Below are 17,289 nucleotides of genomic sequence, written 5' to 3'. Positions count from 1 at the left end.
CGCCGTAGCGCCGATGGTAGTGTGGGGCTTCCCCATGTGAGAGTAGGACACTGCCAGGCATCCATTTAAGCGTGCTGATATGGCTCAGTTGGTAGAGCGCACCCTTGGTAAGGGTGAGGTCCCCAGTTCGACTCTGGGTATCAGCACCAGTTTTATAGGTTAAAGTTCGGCAAGTAAAAAAGAATTTGTCTGGCGGCTTTAGCGCGGTGGTCCCACCTGACCCCATGCCGAACTCAGAAGTGAAACGCCGTAGCGCCGATGGTAGTGTGGGGCTTCCCCATGTGAGAGTAGGACACTGCCAGACACCAATAAGAAGAACCCCGATCGAAAGATCGGGGTTTTTTGCTTTAGTGGATCACCTGCGACAAAAATGCGCGCGTACGTTCCGATTTCGGATGCGCGAAAAACTCTGTCGGTGGCGCCTGCTCAACGATTTCTCCGCGATCCATAAAGATCACCCTGTCCGCCACCGTCCGGGCAAACCCCATCTCATGCGTCACGCACAGCATCGTCATGCCTGACTGTGCAAGCGCAATCATAGTATCCAACACCTCTTTTACCATCTCGGGATCAAGCGCAGACGTCGGCTCGTCAAACAGCATGATTTTCGGCTTCATACACAGCGAGCGCGCAATAGCCACGCGCTGCTGTTGCCCTCCGGAAATCTGCCCGGGGAATTTATGCGCGTGCTCAACAATGCGCACCCTCTCCAGATAATGCATTGCCAGCGCTTCAGCCTCTTTTTTGGGCATTTTGCGCACCCACACCGGCGCAAGAGTGCAGTTCTGCAGCACGGTCAAATGTGGGAAAAGATTAAAGTGCTGAAACACCATCCCTACTTCCTGACGGACTTTCTCGATATTCCGGACGTCTTCATTAAGCTCGATACCGTCCACCACAATTCGCCCTTGCTGATGTTCCTCAAGATGGTTAATGCAGCGGATCGTGGTTGATTTTCCCGAGCCGGAAGGGCCACATAAAACGATGCGCTCCCCCTGCTGCACCTGCAGATCGATATCCTTCAGGACATGGAATTGCCCGTACCATTTATTCACTTTTTCCAGAGTGATCATTGTGTCAGCCGGTTGCATAGTAAGTTGATCCATAATTTCCTCAGTGCCGGGAATGCCCGGTGTTAAAACGCTTCTCCAGATGCTGGCTGTAGCGCGACATACTGAAACAGAAGATCCAATAGATCAGTGCGGCAAACACGTAGCCTTCCGTCGACATTCCCAGCCAGGCCGGATCGACGGTTGCCTGTTGCACGCTGCTGAACAGATCGAATAAACCAATAATGATCACCAGACTGGTATCCTTAAACAGGGCGATAATGGTATTCACCAGCCCCGGGATCACCAGCTTCAGCGCCTGGGGCAAAATGACCAGCGCCTGCGTTTTCCAGTACCCCAGCGCCAGCGATTCCGCCGCTTCATATTGCCCCTTCGGCAACGCCTGCAAGCCGCCGCGAACCACCTCCGCCACATAAGCCGACTGGAACAGGATCACCCCGACCAGCGCGCGAATGAGCTTATCGATGCTCATTCCTTCCGACAGAAACAGCGGCAACATCACCGACGACATAAACAGCACGGTAATCAGCGGCACGCCGCGCCAGAACTCAATAAAGATAATGGACAGCATCCGCACAACGGGCATGGTTGAGCGTCGGCCGAGCGCCAGCAGAATGCCCAACGGCAGCGCACCTGCGATACCTACTGCAGCGATAATCAGTGTCAGCGTCAGACCGCCCCACAATCGGGTCTCCACTCGCTCCAGCCCGAGAAAACCGCCAAACAGTAACCACCAGACCAGCAGCGGATAAAGCACCGCCCAACAGGCCAGGTATCGACCGCGATACGGCATTTTTTTCAGGAACAGTGGAATAAGGGTCAGCAGGCCGGTTATCAGCGCGAGGTTAATGCGCCAGCGCTGATCGTGCGGATAGAGCCCGTACATAAACTGGCCGAAGCGTTCATGGATGAACACCCAGCAGGCACCCGCTTTGGTGCAGTCGGCGCGTGTGGAGCCCAGCCAGTTCGCCTGCAAAAATGCCCAGTTCAGCAAGGGCGGAATAATTTCCCACAGCAGCCACAGGCAAAAAAGGGTCAGTAACGAGTTAACCCAGCCGGTGAACAGATTTTTACGTATCCAGCTTAACGGCGAGCCAGAACGCATTTTGCTGTGTGGCACGGGGTGCGACAGTAGAGCTTTTGTCATCAGAGCCCCCTAGCGCTCGATCAGGGCGATACGCCGGTTGTAGATATTCATCAGCAGCGAAATCGTGAGACTGATAAGCAGATAAACCGACATCGTGATAGCGATGGTTTCAATGGCCTGGCCGGTTTGATTCAGGACCGTACCGGCAAACAGTGACACCATATCCGGATAGCCGATAGCCGCCGCCAGCGAAGAGTTCTTAACAATGTTCAGATACTGACTGGTGAGCGGTGGAATAATCACCCGCATCGCCTGCGGAATGATGACCTGACGCAGCGTCACCGGATTCGGCAGCCCCAGCGAACGTGCGGCTTCATGCTGCCCATAGGGCACCGCCTGAATACCGGCGCGGATGATCTCAGCGATAAACGCGGAGGTGTATACCGACAGGGCGATGGTCAGCGCCGCCAGCTCAGGGATCAGCACCATGCCGCCGCGAAAGTTAAACCCGCGCAGTTCCGGCAGCTCCCAATGGATGGCGGCGCCAAACACCGTATGCGTCAGCAGGGGAAGCCCGACGAGAAGCGCAATCGCCACGGGCCAGGTGCGACGTAGCTGGCCGGTCGCCATCTGATGCGCCTTATGGCGGCGATAGAGCCACCCGGTAATGGCAAAGGCGACCACGACCGCGCCGACAAACGCCAGCAGCCCTTCGCCAGACTGGGGTGACGGAATATATAACCCGCGGTTACTGAGAAAGAGCAGATCGAACGCGCTGACCGCCTGGCGAGGGCCGGGCAGATTGCGCAGGACCGCGAAATACCAGAAAAAGATCTGCAGTAGCGGCGGAATGTTACGGAAGGTCTCAATGTAAATCGTCGACAGCTTGCGCAGCAGCCAGTTATCAGAAAGGCGGGCAAGCCCCAGAAAGAAACCGATAAACGACGCGAAAACAATACATAAGGCGGAGACTAATAGTGTATTCAGCAACCCGACGATAAAGACCAGACCATAGGTATCGCCCTGCTCGTAGTCAATCAGATGCTGCACAATGCCGAACCCGGCGCTGCGATCGAGAAACGCAAAGCCAGAGGTGATGCCACGATGATTCAGGTTAGTGATGGTGTTGTGAATTAACCAGACAGCAATAGCGACGATCGTCGCCACCGCGATGATCTGAAAAAGCCAGGCGCGAACCGTGGGGTTAGAGAACGACAACGCGCCTTTGACGGTTGGGCGGCGATGGGACATAACAAAACCTCTGCGACCGAAACTCCAGAAAAGGGCATCGNCGTACGCTTTACCGTACCGGTGGCGCGTACTGGATGCCGCCGTTATTCCAGAGATTGTTCTGGCCGCGTTTGATTTTCAGCGGGCTGTTCAGACCCACGTTGCGTTCAAAAACTTCACTGTAGTTGCCGACCTGTTTGACGATGTTATACGCCCATTTATTATCCAGCTTGAGATCCTTACCATAATCGCCTTCTTTGCCCAGGAAGTGGGCCATGTCTGGCGTGGCAGGATTCGCAGCTTTTTCATCGACGTTTTTCGAGGTAATGCCCATCTCTTCCGCATTGAGCATGGCGAACAGCGTCCAGCGGGCAATGGCGAACCACTCGTCATCACCACGGCGAACGACCGGCCCCAGCGGCTCTTTTGAAATGACTTCAGGCAATACAAGCCATTCGGCCGGGTTGCTCAGCTTAATGCGCAGCGCATACAGCTGAGACTGATCTGAGGCGAGGGTATCGCAACGGCCTGATTCCAGTGCCTTCGCGGACTCGTCTGAACGGTCGAACGTGACCGGCGTATACTTCATATTGTTAGCTTTGAAGTAATCCGCCACGTTAAGCTCGGTGTCCGTACCCGCCTGAATGCAGACCGTCGCGCCATCCAGTTCTTTCGCGCTTTTGAGGCCCGCTTTGTTGTGCGTCAGAAAACCGATACCGTCGTAATAGGTCACGCCGGTAAATGACATGCCCATTCCCGCATCGCGTGAAGAGGTCCACGTCGTATTACGCGAAAGCAGATCGACTTCGCCTGACTGCAGCGCCGTAAAGCGCTCTTTCGCCGTCAGCGGGGTATATTTCACTTTGCTGTCATCGCCAAAAACGGCGGCGGCGATCCCGCGGCAAACATCCACATCAATACCGGTGAATTTCCCATCCGCATCGGCATAGGAGAAGCCCGGTAATCCGTCGCTAATACCGCATTGAACGAATCCTTTCTTTTTAACCGCATCCAGAGTTGCACCAGCATGGGCCTGACTGGCAATAGCAAGCAGCGAACTTGCGATCGCCAGGCTGGCAATCATCATCTTTTTCATAATGCATCCTGTGTGACGAGATTTATCGTTATTTATTAAGGCGTCCGGAACGCCTGATACCTGTCTGTGGTGACAGCCCTACTTTGTTAAGCAAAGCGGATGCCATAATTGCAAGCGCCTGATTTTCGGGCGGCGGCGTGCAATAAAGTGAGTGTAGACATGAAATGAAAATGTCATCGCCCTTAAATGGTGCAAAATGACAACCTGTGCCACAAAATAGCGCAAAAAAGTTTCTCGTCAGGCAGGGAAGGAAATAATGATTGCGGGCGGTAATATTGGCGGGGAAAGTATCAAAAGCGTTTTGTGAATACGCTCACGTAATAAACATAACCCAACTTTTTCCTGATATAACAAAGCGCGGAATTCCGCGCTTTGCTGTGGTTATTTGGTCAATGCGACGATGCCGAGTGTCAGGCCTGCCAGCGCGGCTGCCCCGCCGGCAATGGCGCCTGCGGTTTCCCAGTTATCCTGCGTTGTCCCTTTCATACAGGTATTGGTGTGAACCAGTCGACCCTGATCGTCATACACCGGGACACAGGGGGACTCATGTGCACAGCCGGCGAGAAACGTTGTCAGTAATGCGACGGAAATGAATCTTTTCATAAAGTTACCTCTTAATAAGCCACGGTTAATGTCATTACGTAAAACATCCCATGGACGTCAGAGGGTATTTTATCATTGGTATTTAATGGACCGTCTGCGCAAAACAATCTCAAAGTATGAGCGATGTAAATATCGTGGAGAGAATAGTGAGGGAAGCATAAAATTGTGCAGAAAAGATGAAGGTGAAAATAAAGACTAACGTGCGAATAATAATAATATTCATCTGGTTAACGGATTATATGCCAAATATCTCTATAGATTAAAGCCTCGGTTTATGAAAAAAATTAAGGCGCACGAGGCGCCTTAAGGAAGGGGTTTATTCTTTATGTTGACTAAACCGGCGTCTCACCACCACGAAGAATACCGGGACAAAGAAAATCGCCAGCAACGTGGCAGACAACATTCCGCCCATGACGCCTGTGCCCACTGCATTCTGCGCGCCGCTTCCTGCGCCGCGGCTGATCACCAGCGGTAATACGCCGAGCACGAACGCCAGCGAGGTCATCAGAATCGGCCGCAAACGCATCCGCGATGCTTCCAGCGTCGCCTCAATGATCCCTTTGTGCTCCTTTTCCATCAGATCCTTGGCGAACTCAACGATCAGAATCGCATTTTTGGCGGACAGACCAATCGTCGTGAGCAGTCCGACCTGGAAATAGACGTCATTGTTGAGCCCACTCAATGTCGCGGCCAGTAACGCGCCGAGCACGCCGAGCGGCACCACCAGCATTACCGAGAACGGTACGGACCAGCTTTCATAGAGCGCGGCAAGGCACAGGAACACCACGATCAGCGAAATGGCGTACAGTGCCGGTGCCTGGTTGCCGGACAGCCTTTCCTGATAAGACATCCCGGTCCAGTCATAGTCGACGCCGGAAGGGAGCTTGCTGGCCAGTTGCTCCATCAGCATCATCGCTTCGCCGGTACTTTTCCCTGCCACCGCTTCGCCGAGGATCTCCATGGATGGCATTCCGTTGTAACGCTCCAGACGCGGCGAACCATAGGTCCAGTGCGACGTCGCAAAGGCGGAGAAGGGCACCATTTCGCCGTTCGCGCTGCGGACATACAGATTATTAATATCTGTTGGCAACATGCGGTACGGCGCATCGGCCTGTACGTAGACTTTTTTCACGCGACCGCGATCGATAAAGTCATTCACGTAGGTGCCGCCGAGCGATGAGGAAATCGTCTGGTTGATATCAGAAATTGATACGCCCAGCGCCTGCGCCTTTTCTTGATCAATATCCAGCTTAAACTGCGACGTATCCTCAAGGCCGTTCGGCCGCACGTTGGCTAAGATTTCAGGATGCGCTCGCGCCATTCCCAACAGCTGGTTTCGCGCCTGGGTTAGCGCGTTGTGACCGAGATCCGCCTGATCGATCAGTTCAAAGTCGAAACCCTTCGCCGTACCGAGCTCCATAATGGCGGGCAGGTTGAACGGGAAGATCATGGCATCGCGGATCTGACTGAACGCATGATGGGCGCGTTCGACGATCGCTTCGACGCCATTCTCACTGCCGGAACGCGCCTCCCACGGCTTCAGGCTGATAAACGCAATCCCTGAGTTTTGCCCCTGACCGCTAAAGCTAAAGCCGTTAACGGTAAACACCGATTCGACATTCGCTTTCTCCTCCGTCAGGTAATACTGCTGGATGTGATCCAGCACCTGCTGTGTACGGGCTTGCGTGGCGCCCGCCGGAAGCTGCACCATGGTCATAAAGACGCCCTGATCTTCGTCCGGCAGGAACGAGGTTGGCAGGCGTAAAAACAGGACCGCCATGCCCGCGACTATCAGTACGTAAATCGCCAGATAACGGCCAGTACTGCGCAGGATCCCGCTGACGCTGTGGGTATAGTGCTCAACGCTGCGATCAAAAGTATTGTTAAACCAGCCGAAAAATCCCCGCTTCTTTTGATGATGGTCGGGATCGACCGGTTTCAGCAGCGTGGCGCACAGCGCCGGCGTGAGGATCAACGCGACCAGCACCGATAGCGCCATGGCAGAAACGATGGTGATCGAGAACTGGCGATAGATGGCACCCGTTGAACCGCCGAAGAAGGCCATCGGGATAAATACTGCTGACAGCACCATTGCGATGCCGACCAGTGCCCCCTGGATCTGCGACATCGATTTCTCCGTCGCTGCCTTCGGGGGCAGCCGGTCCTCCATCATCACGCGTTCGACGTTTTCCACCACCACGATGGCGTCATCGACCAGCAGCCCGATGGCCAGCACCATGCCAAACATGGTGAGGGTGTTGATGGAATAACCGCATGCCGCCAGTACTGCGAAGGTGCCGAGCAGTACAACTGGCACAGCGATAGTCGGGATCAGCGTGGCGCGGAGATTTTGCAGGAACAGATACATCACCAGAAAAACGAGGACGATAGCTTCCAGCAGGGTTTTGACCACTTCATGAATCGAAATGGTGACAAACGGCGTGGTGTCGTACGGATAAACGACCTTCAGCCCCTGCGGGAAAAAGTTCTGCAGTTCAGCCAATTTTCCCTTCACGGCTTTGGCAGTATCCAGTGCATTGGCCCCGGTCGCCAGCTTGATCCCGACCCCTGTAGCGGCTTGACCATTGATTTTGGTCACCATGTTGTAGTTTTCACCGCCGAGCGTAATGCGGGCGACGTCCCGGAGGCGCACCACGGAACCATCCTGGTTCACCTTCAGCGTGACGCGGCCAAACTCATCCACATTTTTCAGTCGCGTCTGGGCAATGATTGACGCGTTCAGCTGTTGCCCGGCGACGGCTGGCGTGCCGCCGAGTTGCCCGGCGGCAATCTGATCGTTCTGCGTTTTAAGCTGGTTAATCACCTCCACCGGCGTCAGCTGATATTTGTTCAGCGCAACAGGATCGAGCCAGATCCGCATTGCATACTGAGCACCAAACATCTGTACGTCCCCCACGCCGCTGGTGCGGCTGAGGGCGTCCTTCACGTTAGAAGCCACGTAATCGGCGATATCTTCCTGTGACAGGTTTTTATTGTCCGACACAAAACCGGCGACCAGCAGGAAACTGCTGCTGGATTTTTCCACGCCGATGCCCTGCTGTTGCACTTCTTGCGGCAGCAGGGGCATCGCCAGCTGGAGTTTGTTCTGCACCTGAACCTGCGCGATATCCGGGTCGGTGCCGGAATCGAACGTCAGCGTAATGGTGACGTTGCCTGCCGAATCGCTGGCGGAAGACATATACATCAGGTTATCGACACCGTTCATGTTCTGTTCGATAACCTGCGTGACGGTATCCTGCACCGTTTGCGCGTCAGCACCGGGGTAGGTGGCGGTCACCGAAACGGCAGGTGGCGCGATGGTGGGATACTGGGCAACGGGGAGTTGCACAATTGCCAGCGCGCCAGCAATCATCAAAATGATGGCCAGCACCCAGGCAAAAACCGGGCGTTGAATAAAAAACGTAGACATCGTGTTCTGTACCTTACTTCGCGGTAGCCGCTTCTGTGTCCTGCTCAGCGTCCACGGTCACACCCGGATGCACTTTCTGTAACCCGCTGACGATGACTTTATCGCCGGGCTGTAAGCCGTCAGTCACCAGCCAGCGATCGCCAATCGCCTGCGAGGCGGTGACGTCGCGCAGCTCCACCTGATTGTTGGCGTTCACCAGCAGGACGGTGGCCTGACCCAGCGGCGTACGCGTTACGCCTTGCTGCGGAATAAGAATGGCGTCGGGCTGCACGCCTTCATCAATGCGCGCCCGGACAAACATGCCGGGCAGGAGTTCGTGTTGTGGATTGGGGAAAATGGCGCGCAGAGTGATCGAGCCAGTGCTTTCATCCACGGTGACATCAGAGAATTGCAGCGAGCCTTTTTGCGCGTACGGCTGGCCGTTTTCCATCACCAGTTGCACGCTTTTGGTGTCGTTGCCGCCCTGCAGGCTTGCCTGTTTCAGGCGCATAAAATCGCTGCTGGACTGCGTCACATCGACGTAAATGGGATCAAGCTGCTGAACGGTGGCCAGCGCTGCTGTCTGACTGTTAGTGACCAGCGCCCCTTCGGTGACGCTGGATTTGCCAATGCGGCCGCTGACAGGCGAGGTGACTTTCGTCCAGGCAAGGTTAATGCGGGCATTTTCCACCGCCGCCTTCGCTGCCTGCACGCTGGCGTCAGCCTGCCGCGCGGTGGCGACAGCCTGATCGTAATCCTGCTGGCTGACGTAGTTCGTGCCCAGCAGCGGTGCGTAACGCTTTACCGTCAGGTGAGCGAGGGTTGCCGCGGCGACGGCGTTGGCTTCGTCCGCTTTCGCACTGATATAAGCGGCGTGGTAAGTAGCAGGATCGATCTGATAAAGCGACTGACCGGCTTCTACGTCGCTGCCTTCAACAAAATTGCGTTTAAGGACGATGCCGCTGACCTGCGGGCGAACTTCTGCAATGCGAAATGCTGCCGTGCGTCCCGGAAGCTCAGTCGTCACCTGTAACGGCGCGCGCGTTACCACATGAAAAGTCACCTTTGGCGTGGGCGCCTGCGGTTGTTGGTTTCCCTCATCATTACAGCCTGCCAGTAACGCAGTCGTAATGATGAGGCTGGAGAAAAGCGTCGCCCTGGCGTGAATCATTATTACCGTTCCTTATTGTCTCCATTATCGGTGCGTACCGAAAACGGGAGAAAGAATAGAGATAAAATAGCTCGCCATCCTACAAATAAACACATGCAGATGTAAGACTTCCTGAATTAAGAACCGGATCAGAACGCACTAAAACACAAAGAAATGATGAATGGCGTGAGTTTTATTTTTGATATGAATATATAGAGTTTATTTATTGATATTGGTTATTAAATAATATAGGGCACCAACCTAGGCGTCCTGCGTTTTTTCGTCAATAATGGCTGCCATTTTATTATTATTCGCCACCTCGCCGTGGCAGGGACGCATTTTATGGCAAGAAAAACGAAAGCGGACGCATTAAAGACCCGGCAACTCTTGATTGACGCCGCCATTGAGCAGTTCGCGCAACATGGCGTGACAAACACCACGCTCTTGGACATCGCTGATGCCGCAGGCGTCACACGGGGTGCCGTGTACTGGCACTTCAACAGCAAGACGGAATTATTTAATGACATGTGGGAGCAGCAGGTGCCGTTAAGGGATATTGTAAAATATATACGAACGGAAAATGAAAACCCATTAATGGATTTGCGAGAGAAATTTATTACCTCGCTACAGTACGTTGCCGAAACGCCAAAACAACGCGCATTATTGCAAATTCTTTATCATAAGTGTGAATTCACGGCGGAAATGATGGCGGAAGATACTATTCGTAACAAGATTTGCTGCAACCGTAACGCATTACGCGAAAGTTTATTAAAATGTATTCACTATGGTTATTTATCATCCGACACGAATATTGACGTCATCGTCATTATGTTGCGTGGTTTTTTTAGCGGCATTATTAAAAACTGGTTGATGGAGCCCGGACAGTTCAATTTATATCAGCAGGCGCCGGTGCTGGTGGACAACATTATGCGTACGCTCCATGTCCAGCCTGTGAACGTATTACAACCCGAAAAAAAGTTCTGTCTACGCTAAGTATTACTCGAACGGGGGGCACTCCACCAGCTTCAACGGGTTCACGGAGTCCATATCGCGGCACCGTGCTGACTCGAGGGTGACGAACTCCAGTAGCTGGACGATCAGCACATCAAGAAGAAACATAAGAAGAACAAAAATGATCAGCCAGCCATATTTACGCAACATGCCCTGTCCCCTGAATCCGCAGGTTGATTGGCTGAAATATATCCGAATTGCAGGGGCTAAAAAGTGAGCCAAAACGGAAATTCAGGCAATAAAAAAGGCGCTTCCCCATGCCGAAGAGCGCCTTTTTAAACGTCAGGAACAAAAATCAGTTCATGCCGTACTTTTTCAGTTTTTTACGCAGCGTGCCGCGGTTGATACCCATCATCAGGGCAGCGCGGGTCTGGTTACCACGGGTGTATTGCATCACCATGTCCAACAGGGGCTGTTCTACTTCAGCCAGTACCAGCTCATAGAGGTCATTAACATCCTGACCGTTCAGTTGAGCAAAATAGTTCTTCAGTGCCTGCTTAACCGAATCACGCAGGGGTTTTTGGGTTACCTGATCCTGAGAGTTAACGGTAGAAACGGTCAGTACGTCAGAATTTACGCGTTGTTCGAACATAGTTCTGTCAGCTCTTTATTTCTGTTTACGCAAAATTTTCGAAGTATGCCTCCAACGCCTCCAGCTGTTCGCTGGCATCCTCAATGGCGTTGAATGTGCGCCGAAACTGGTCATCTGGAGCGTGCTCCTGGAGATACCAGGAGACGTGTTTACGCGCGATTCGGTACCCTTTTGCGTGGCCATAAAAGTCATGCAGTTCCCGAACGTGTGCGCAAAGTAAGCGCTTCACCTCTGCCAGAGGCAGCGGGGGCAGCAGCTCCCCAGTGTCCAGATAGTGCTGGATTTCCCGAAAGATCCAGGGTCTTCCCTGAGCTGCACGTCCTATCATCAGGGCATCCGCCCCCGTATAGTCGAGCACAGCTCTGGCTTTAAGCGGGTCAGTAATGTCACCATTCGCGATTACCGGAATGGAAACCTTCTGCTTAACTGCCCGAATGCTGTCGTATTCAGCGTCTCCGTTAAACAAGCAGGCGCGGGTGCGTCCGTGAATAGTCAGAGCCTGAATGCCACAGTCTTCAGCCAGTTGGGCAATCTCTTCACAGTTACGGTGTTCTGGTGCCCAGCCCGTGCGAATCTTGAGTGTGACAGGAACGTCCACTGCATTAACGACCGCGGTCAGGATCGATTTGACCTGATCCGGGTACTGCAAGAGGGCTGAACCTGCGAGCTTGCGATTCACTTTTTTGGCCGGACAGCCCATATTGATATCAATAATCTGGGCACCGCTTTCGACGTTAATCCGCGCGGCCGCAGCCATCTCTTCAGGTACGCTACCGGCGATTTGCACGGTGCGGATGCCTGGTTCATCAATGTGCACCATCCGAAGACGGGACTTGTCGCTTTCCCACACTTGCGGGTTAGACGACATCATCTCGGAAACGGTTAAACCTGCTCCCATCTCGTAGCACAGCGTCCTGAACGGCCGGTCTGTAATACCTGCCATTGGGGCTGCGATCAGTCGATTTCTGAGCTGGTAGTGTCCGATGCGCATGAGTTAAGAAATGACCATACTGTGACTGCAAGGCGGCGTATATTACGCATTTTTTGCACGAGATGAAAGGCCAAACTTTGAGCAATCCACTGTCATAGATCAATGAATCGCCGTCAAGCGAATACAGCAAAAATAAATAATTATAATTATCATCGATTTAATGAAATGTGGCGAAATTTTCCACTTTCAGAAAATCGTAAAACTTCTCATTTTTTCTTGCCTGAATCCCGGTGTTCACAAGATTTAACGCTGTTTAAGTGAACAAAAAAGCGCATCATAATGCGATCGCGCTCTCATTTCTGTTATTCATCTGGCGTGGGTTGCAAACAAAAACGCGGCCCGGAGACCGCATTCACTGTTTACTTTTTAACCCCGGTGATACGACACCACTCTTCTTTTTCGACCACCGGGTCGAGTGTGAAGCGATCGGTGTAGGCTTCGCACACGCTCTCCGCCTGGCTGGCGAGGATGCCGGAAAGCCCCAATAAACCGCCCTCAACGGGCAGCACGCTGATTAACGGCGCCAGTTCACGTAATGGGCCTGCGAGGATGTTTGCGACCACCACATCGGCTTTCATGGCTTCTGGCTGGTCTTTCGGTAAATAGAGCTCAAGACGCTCAGAAACGCCGTTACGTTCCGCGTTGTCACGGCTGGCCTGAATCGCCTGCGGATCGATATCAATGCCGATCGCTTTTGCGGCACCCAGCTTCAGCGCAGCGATAGCGAGGATCCCGGAACCACAACCGAAATCGATCACCGTCTTACCGTTCAGATCGAGGCCGTCGAGCCACTGCAGGCACAGCGAAGTCGTCGGGTGCGTCCCGGTGCCGAAGGCCAGACCCGGATCGAGCATCACGTTGACCGCGTTCTCATCGGGAATTTCACGCCAGCTCGGGCAAATCCACAGTCGCTCGCCGAAGCGCATCGGGTGGAAGTTATCCATCCATTCGCGCTCCCAGTCTTTGTCTTCCAGCTGTTCAATTTTGTGTGCGAAACCCGCGCCCAGCAGCGGATGATGTTCGAGGATCGCCACAACCTCTTTCATATCGCTTTCGGCGTCAAACAGGCCGATCACATCGGTGTCTCCCCACAGGCGCGTTTCGCCCGGCAACGGTTCGAACACCGGCGTGTCGTGGGTATCCTGAAAAGTAATCGACACCGCGCCCGCTTCCATCAGCGCGTCGCTCAGCGCTTCAGCATTCGCGCCGGTCGTGTTCAGTTTCATTTGGATCCATGGCATGGCAAAACTCTTTATTTATCAGTAGTCAAAACAGGGACTTCCGCCACCGGCTGGCCGAAACGGTTACCAATGATGAAAGCCAGCAAACTCAGTAGCAACGCAGGCACAATCGGGTGAAAGCCCAGGTACTGGATGTTAAACGTTGCCAGCACGGCGTACAGCACGCCGCCGACGATCATCGCGCTCAGCGCACCAGCGGCATTCGCGCGTTCCCAGTACAGGCCCAGCACCAGCGGCCACAGGAAGACCGCTTCCAGCCCGCCGAACGCCAGCAGGTTGAGCCAGATGATCATTTCTGGCGGACGCCACGCGGCGAGCAACAGTAAAACGCCCAGAATCAGCGTGATCCCGGAAGACATCCGCTTCAGTCGCGTTTCGTTATGGATCTGTTCCGGGCGCAGATTCAGATAGAGATCTTTAATGATCGTAGCGGAACTCTGCAGCAACTGGGCGTTGATGGTCGACATGATCGCCGCCATCGGCGCCGCCAGGAAAATCCCGGCGGCAAACGGCGGCAGAACTTTCACCATCAGGGTCGGGATCACCTGATCGGGAATGGTCAGGTCCGGAAGCACCGCACGGCCCAGCGCGCCCGCCAGATGCATTCCCAACATCAATACGGCGACAACGATGGTGCCAAGGATGATGCCCCGATGCACGGCTTTGCTGTCTTTATAGGAGATGCACCGCACCGCCGTGTGCGGCAGGCCAATCACGCCGAAACAGACCAGTACCCAGAACGAGGTCATAAAGGTCGGCGAAAGAATATCGTCGGCTCCCTGCGGCGTCACCAGTTTAGGGTCGATATGCTGCAGCGTTTCCACCGCCGTGGACAGCCCGCCAGCCGCATGAACGACCCCGACCAGCAACACGATGGTGCCAATCAGCATCACCAGCCCCTGCATCGCATCGTTGAGCACGCTGGCGCGAAAACCGCCGTACGCCGTATACAACGCAATGCTGATGCCGAAAATCAACAGGCCGGTTTCATAAGGGATGCCCGCCGCCGTTTCCAGCAGGCGCGCACCGCCAATGAACTGCACGGTCATCGCGCCGATAAAAGCGACCAGCAGGCTCAGGCTGGCCAGCCAGACCAGCAGGCGGCTGCGATAACGCGCGAAAAGCATGTCGTTCAGTGTCACGGCATTGTATCGGCGAGCCAGAATGGCGAATTTTTTCCCCAGCACACCCAGCGACAGCCACACGGCGGGAAGCTGGATCATCGCCAGCAACACCCAGCCAAGACCGTATTTATACGCCGCGCCAGGCCCGCCAATAAACGAGCTGGCGCTGATGTAGGTCGCGGTCAGCGTCATCGCCAGCACGAACCCGCCCATTGAGCGACTACCGAGGAAGTACTCGTTGAGGAAGGTGCCGGTGGTGCGCTTGCGCATCGCATAGAGTGACAGGCCAAAGACCACCAGCAGGTAGGCGATGAGCGGCACTATGACTTCAGCCTGCATGGTCATCCTCCAGCGGAATATCACGATAGATAAAGCGCACCATTGCCCAGCAGAGCAGAATAAACATCAACGGTATCAGTAAACAGGCCATTTCAAACCAGTGCGGCAGGCCAGTGAAACCCTGCGCAGAATCAGGTAAGTAAGCAGTCACTAACCAAGCGGAAAGATAGAGCAGGGTCAGCCACAGCGCCCAGCGTGCTTCCTTGTGTGCCTGAGCAAATCGTTTGTCCATGGAAGATATCCTCTTCATGGGGTTGCAACCAGAAACGGGCAATTCTACGGCAACTGACCGTTGAGGGAAAACAATCTGGCAGGAAAAAACGCGTCAGGGCTGGCGACGCAGGAAATCGTCAATCTCAGAAAGGGACGCGATCCCTTCCATCGGCCCTTGTTGTGTGACCGCGATAGCGCCGCTGGCGTTGGCGTAGTAAAGCGCTTTTGCCGCCGGAAGACCGGAAAGGAACAACGTCACGAAGGTCGCGCCGAAGCAGTCGCCTGCGCCGGTGGGGTCGACGGTCTCCACCGTATAGCCAGGCAGGTGCAGCGTCTGTAGCTCGCCATCCTCAACGTGATAATAGCTGGCGCCACGCTGGGCGCGCTTAACCACCACATGTTTCACGCCCGCCTGCAACAGATCGCTGACGATCTGTTCTTCGCTCAGATTTTTGTGGCGGGCAAAGAAAGGGAGTTCGCTTTCGCTCGGCAGGAAGATGTCAGTGTATTCAATCAGATAATCAAAGGCCTGTTCCATTTCAGGAATGTTCAGCATCTCTTTACGGATATTCGGATCAAAAGAGACGGTGCCGCCCGCGGCTTTGATCGCCATCATCGCCTTGCGCGTAGCGTCGATCATGCGAAACGAGAACAGCGACGATCCCATGATGTGAATATGTTTACACTGTTGCAGCAGTTGCGGGTCGATATCTTTTTCCGTAAACAGGCCACAGGCGCTGTCAGGGATATTAAAGATGAAATCGCGCTCCTGCGGACTCTGGTAGCTGACGAACGCCGTACCGGTGACGGCATTATTCATCACGCGAATACCATCAACAATCACGCCTTCGTGGCGCAGACGCTCAATATTCAGACGGCCAAAATCATCGTTGCCGACGCAGCCGAAAATCATCGCGCGATGACCCAATCTGGCAACCTGGGCAGCGAAAATCGCGGGCGCACCACTGGGGAATGGACCAACAAATTCGCCGGGATGGGTGAATTTCTGATGTGGATTGCGGGATAAAAATTCAACCAGTAATTCGCCTATTGTACAAATGGTGAGTCCCACTGACGCCCTCTCATTCCTGAAGTCTTTCGCGATTCGACCAGGTGAAACATTCATTGTTGGTATACAGGGTGACAAAATCAGCATCGTATAATTGTTGCTGATATTGCTCGTTAATACTGTGGCAGACGATCACATTTTCGGTCTGATTGAGATGGCCGATAGTGGCGGTGGCCGCGCCGGACGTCGCCGCCATCAGGATCGTTTTGCTGCGTGCGTTGTCAAAACAGAGCTGCCAGGCCAGCGCCAGTTCCGGGACATCGATCCCCAGTGTGCCATCAGCGTCAATGCTGTTCACTTCCATAATGCTGTGCGTAATGGTGTGGTGCTGCAGCGCCTGTTCAAGCGACTTTCCCGCCAGGATCCCGTCAGGTCGCAGCATTTCGCTACCGGCCAGAATGATATCGCCCTCAATATACTGATTCGCCAGCAGGGCGCTTTCCGGATCGTTGGTGATCAGGCGGATTTTCTTTAATCCATTAAGCAAAGGAATGAGTCGGCGGCACAGGGCGCCATGGCCAAGAAACAGCGTATCCCGGTCGCGTATCAACCGCATGCTGTGCCGGGCGAGCTCCATTTGCTGCGCCAGCGGTGGCATCACCACCAGTGGCGCGGGTTCGTAGTCGGTTTGCAGGGCGGGTGTGGCAATGGCACCGCCGAAAGAGCGCTTGAGATAACCCTGTTGCTCCAGATAGCTTAAATCGCCGCGAATCGTCACGCCGGAGACGCCCAGCTGCGCTGAGAGCTCGTCAACTTTGATTTCTCCCTGAACGCTCACGATTTCAGCGATTTTTAGTCTGCGTTTCAGCAGATTAGATGATTTCCTCGGCACGACAATACTCATTAGTAGCCTGCAATGCCTGACACTATAGCGTTATGCCTTTTTCTTTGAAACTTTCATTTAGCAAAAATACCTGTTCTGTAAGTTAAATTTCGTAAGTTATTTTGTGACGACTTGAACCTGGTCACGCTTTTTTGTCTATTTTATGTGCTAGGTTTCTTTCAAAATGAAAGTGAAGCGTAGTTTTCTTCGTTTTGTAAGAGACAAAAGCAGAGACGGGAGC

Annotated in this window: 16 protein-coding genes, 1 tRNA gene and 1 rRNA gene; 3 read left to right on the top strand and 15 right to left on the bottom strand. The window is 53.9% G+C overall.

The window, feature by feature from the left end; translation table 11 throughout:
- Positions 1–73 precede the first annotated feature (73 nt).
- Both GM30_RS05985 and rrf read left to right on the top strand, forming a co-directional pair.
- Positions 74–149 (top strand) — tRNA-Thr (locus GM30_RS05985).
- A 39-nt stretch (positions 150–188) separates the two neighbouring features.
- Positions 189–304: ribosomal RNA gene (rrf, locus tag GM30_RS05980) — 5S ribosomal RNA — on the top strand.
- A gap of 43 nt (positions 305–347) precedes the next feature.
- On the opposite strand, the gene GM30_RS05975 is transcribed toward rrf, so the two are convergent.
- The 7 genes from GM30_RS05975 to GM30_RS05945 all read right to left on the bottom strand — a co-directional run bounded on the left by GM30_RS05975 (position 348) and on the right by GM30_RS05945 (position 9,669).
- Positions 348–1,106, bottom strand: a complete 759-nt coding sequence (locus GM30_RS05975; protein WP_049847882.1) for an amino acid ABC transporter ATP-binding protein — start codon at positions 1,104–1,106, stop codon at positions 348–350.
- Between the two features lie 7 nt (positions 1,107–1,113).
- On the bottom strand, positions 1,114–2,217 hold the full coding sequence (locus GM30_RS05970) for an amino acid ABC transporter permease (RefSeq protein ID WP_049847881.1): 1,104 nt from the start codon (positions 2,215–2,217) through the stop codon (positions 1,114–1,116).
- A 9-nt stretch (positions 2,218–2,226) separates the two neighbouring features.
- Positions 2,227–3,408: an amino acid ABC transporter permease gene (locus GM30_RS05965; protein ID WP_049847880.1), complete on the bottom strand. Its 1,182-nt coding sequence runs from the start codon at positions 3,406–3,408 to the stop codon at positions 2,227–2,229.
- Between the two features lie 49 nt (positions 3,409–3,457).
- Positions 3,458–4,483: an amino acid ABC transporter substrate-binding protein gene (locus tag GM30_RS05960; protein WP_049847879.1), complete on the bottom strand. Its 1,026-nt coding sequence runs from the start codon at positions 4,481–4,483 to the stop codon at positions 3,458–3,460.
- Between the two features lie 381 nt (positions 4,484–4,864).
- Entirely contained in the window at positions 4,865–5,086 is a 222-nt protein-coding gene (locus tag GM30_RS05955) for a lipoprotein (RefSeq protein WP_038160691.1), read from the bottom strand.
- A gap of 316 nt (positions 5,087–5,402) precedes the next feature.
- Positions 5,403–8,516, bottom strand: coding sequence for an efflux RND transporter permease subunit (locus GM30_RS05950; RefSeq protein ID WP_049847878.1), 3,114 nt, complete (start codon positions 8,514–8,516; stop codon positions 5,403–5,405).
- 13 nt (positions 8,517–8,529) lie between these two features.
- Entirely contained in the window at positions 8,530–9,669 is a 1,140-nt protein-coding gene (locus tag GM30_RS05945; RefSeq protein ID WP_155483931.1) for an efflux RND transporter periplasmic adaptor subunit, read from the bottom strand.
- A gap of 318 nt (positions 9,670–9,987) precedes the next feature.
- On the opposite strand from GM30_RS05945, the gene envR reads away from it, so the two are divergent.
- Entirely contained in the window at positions 9,988–10,638 is a 651-nt protein-coding gene (envR, locus tag GM30_RS05940; protein ID WP_049847876.1) for an acrEF/envCD operon transcriptional regulator, read from the top strand.
- A 3-nt stretch (positions 10,639–10,641) separates the two neighbouring features.
- On the opposite strand, the gene GM30_RS23875 is transcribed toward envR, so the two are convergent.
- The 8 genes from GM30_RS23875 to GM30_RS05905 form a co-directional block, all read right to left on the bottom strand.
- Positions 10,642–10,806, bottom strand: coding sequence for a DUF2556 family protein (locus GM30_RS23875; RefSeq protein ID WP_072094047.1), 165 nt, complete (start codon positions 10,804–10,806; stop codon positions 10,642–10,644).
- A gap of 145 nt (positions 10,807–10,951) precedes the next feature.
- Positions 10,952–11,248: a DNA-binding transcriptional regulator Fis gene (gene fis / locus GM30_RS05935; protein ID WP_000462905.1), complete on the bottom strand. Its 297-nt coding sequence runs from the start codon at positions 11,246–11,248 to the stop codon at positions 10,952–10,954.
- A gap of 25 nt (positions 11,249–11,273) precedes the next feature.
- Entirely contained in the window at positions 11,274–12,239 is a 966-nt protein-coding gene (dusB, locus tag GM30_RS05930) for a tRNA dihydrouridine synthase DusB (RefSeq protein WP_049847875.1), read from the bottom strand.
- Between the two features lie 359 nt (positions 12,240–12,598).
- On the bottom strand, positions 12,599–13,480 hold the full coding sequence (prmA, locus tag GM30_RS05925) for a 50S ribosomal protein L11 methyltransferase (RefSeq protein ID WP_049847874.1): 882 nt from the start codon (positions 13,478–13,480) through the stop codon (positions 12,599–12,601).
- An 11-nt stretch (positions 13,481–13,491) separates the two neighbouring features.
- Positions 13,492–14,943: a sodium/pantothenate symporter gene (panF, locus tag GM30_RS05920; protein WP_049847873.1), complete on the bottom strand. Its 1,452-nt coding sequence runs from the start codon at positions 14,941–14,943 to the stop codon at positions 13,492–13,494.
- Positions 14,933–15,175 (bottom strand): YhdT family protein, encoded by a 243-nt coding sequence (locus GM30_RS05915; RefSeq protein WP_049847872.1) that lies wholly within the window; start codon positions 15,173–15,175, stop codon positions 14,933–14,935. Before GM30_RS05915 ends, panF begins: the two co-directional genes overlap by 11 nt.
- Before the next feature lie 93 nt (positions 15,176–15,268).
- Positions 15,269–16,228: a sugar kinase gene (locus tag GM30_RS05910; RefSeq protein WP_072091906.1), complete on the bottom strand. Its 960-nt coding sequence runs from the start codon at positions 16,226–16,228 to the stop codon at positions 15,269–15,271.
- Positions 16,229–16,238: 10 nt separating this feature from the next.
- Positions 16,239–17,069: a DeoR/GlpR family DNA-binding transcription regulator gene (locus tag GM30_RS05905; RefSeq protein WP_049847871.1), complete on the bottom strand. Its 831-nt coding sequence runs from the start codon at positions 17,067–17,069 to the stop codon at positions 16,239–16,241.
- Positions 17,070–17,289: the final 220 nt, after the last annotated feature.

This window comes from Trabulsiella odontotermitis, assembly GCF_001188485.1.
Lineage (GTDB): Bacteria > Pseudomonadota > Gammaproteobacteria > Enterobacterales > Enterobacteriaceae > Trabulsiella > Trabulsiella odontotermitis_A.
The sequence above is the reverse complement of the archived record's forward strand: the minus strand, read 5'-3'. Positions and strand labels throughout refer to the sequence as shown.

Excerpts from the sequence above, each read along its gene's own strand:
- GM30_RS05915 (WP_049847872.1), bottom strand. The coding sequence starts at position 15,175 with ATGGACAAACGATTTGCTCAGGCACACAAGGAAGCACGCTGGGCGCTG.
- fis (WP_000462905.1), bottom strand. The coding sequence starts at position 11,248 with ATGTTCGAACAACGCGTAAATTCTGACGTACTGACCGTTTCTACCGTT.
- prmA (WP_049847874.1), bottom strand. The coding sequence starts at position 13,480 with ATGCCATGGATCCAAATGAAACTGAACACGACCGGCGCGAATGCTGAA.
- GM30_RS05905 (WP_049847871.1), bottom strand. The coding sequence starts at position 17,069 with ATGAGTATTGTCGTGCCGAGGAAATCATCTAATCTGCTGAAACGCAGA.
- panF (WP_049847873.1), bottom strand. The coding sequence starts at position 14,943 with ATGCAGGCTGAAGTCATAGTGCCGCTCATCGCCTACCTGCTGGTGGTC.
- GM30_RS05960 (WP_049847879.1), bottom strand. The coding sequence starts at position 4,483 with ATGAAAAAGATGATGATTGCCAGCCTGGCGATCGCAAGTTCGCTGCTT.
- GM30_RS05950 (WP_049847878.1), bottom strand. The coding sequence starts at position 8,516 with ATGTCTACGTTTTTTATTCAACGCCCGGTTTTTGCCTGGGTGCTGGCC.
- GM30_RS05970 (WP_049847881.1), bottom strand. The coding sequence starts at position 2,217 with ATGACAAAAGCTCTACTGTCGCACCCCGTGCCACACAGCAAAATGCGT.
- GM30_RS05955 (WP_038160691.1), bottom strand. The coding sequence starts at position 5,086 with ATGAAAAGATTCATTTCCGTCGCATTACTGACAACGTTTCTCGCCGGC.
- GM30_RS05965 (WP_049847880.1), bottom strand. The coding sequence starts at position 3,408 with ATGTCCCATCGCCGCCCAACCGTCAAAGGCGCGTTGTCGTTCTCTAAC.
- envR (WP_049847876.1), top strand. The coding sequence starts at position 9,988 with ATGGCAAGAAAAACGAAAGCGGACGCATTAAAGACCCGGCAACTCTTG.
- GM30_RS23875 (WP_072094047.1), bottom strand. The coding sequence starts at position 10,806 with ATGTTGCGTAAATATGGCTGGCTGATCATTTTTGTTCTTCTTATGTTT.
- GM30_RS05975 (WP_049847882.1), bottom strand. The coding sequence starts at position 1,106 with ATGGATCAACTTACTATGCAACCGGCTGACACAATGATCACTCTGGAA.
- dusB (WP_049847875.1), bottom strand. The coding sequence starts at position 12,239 with ATGCGCATCGGACACTACCAGCTCAGAAATCGACTGATCGCAGCCCCA.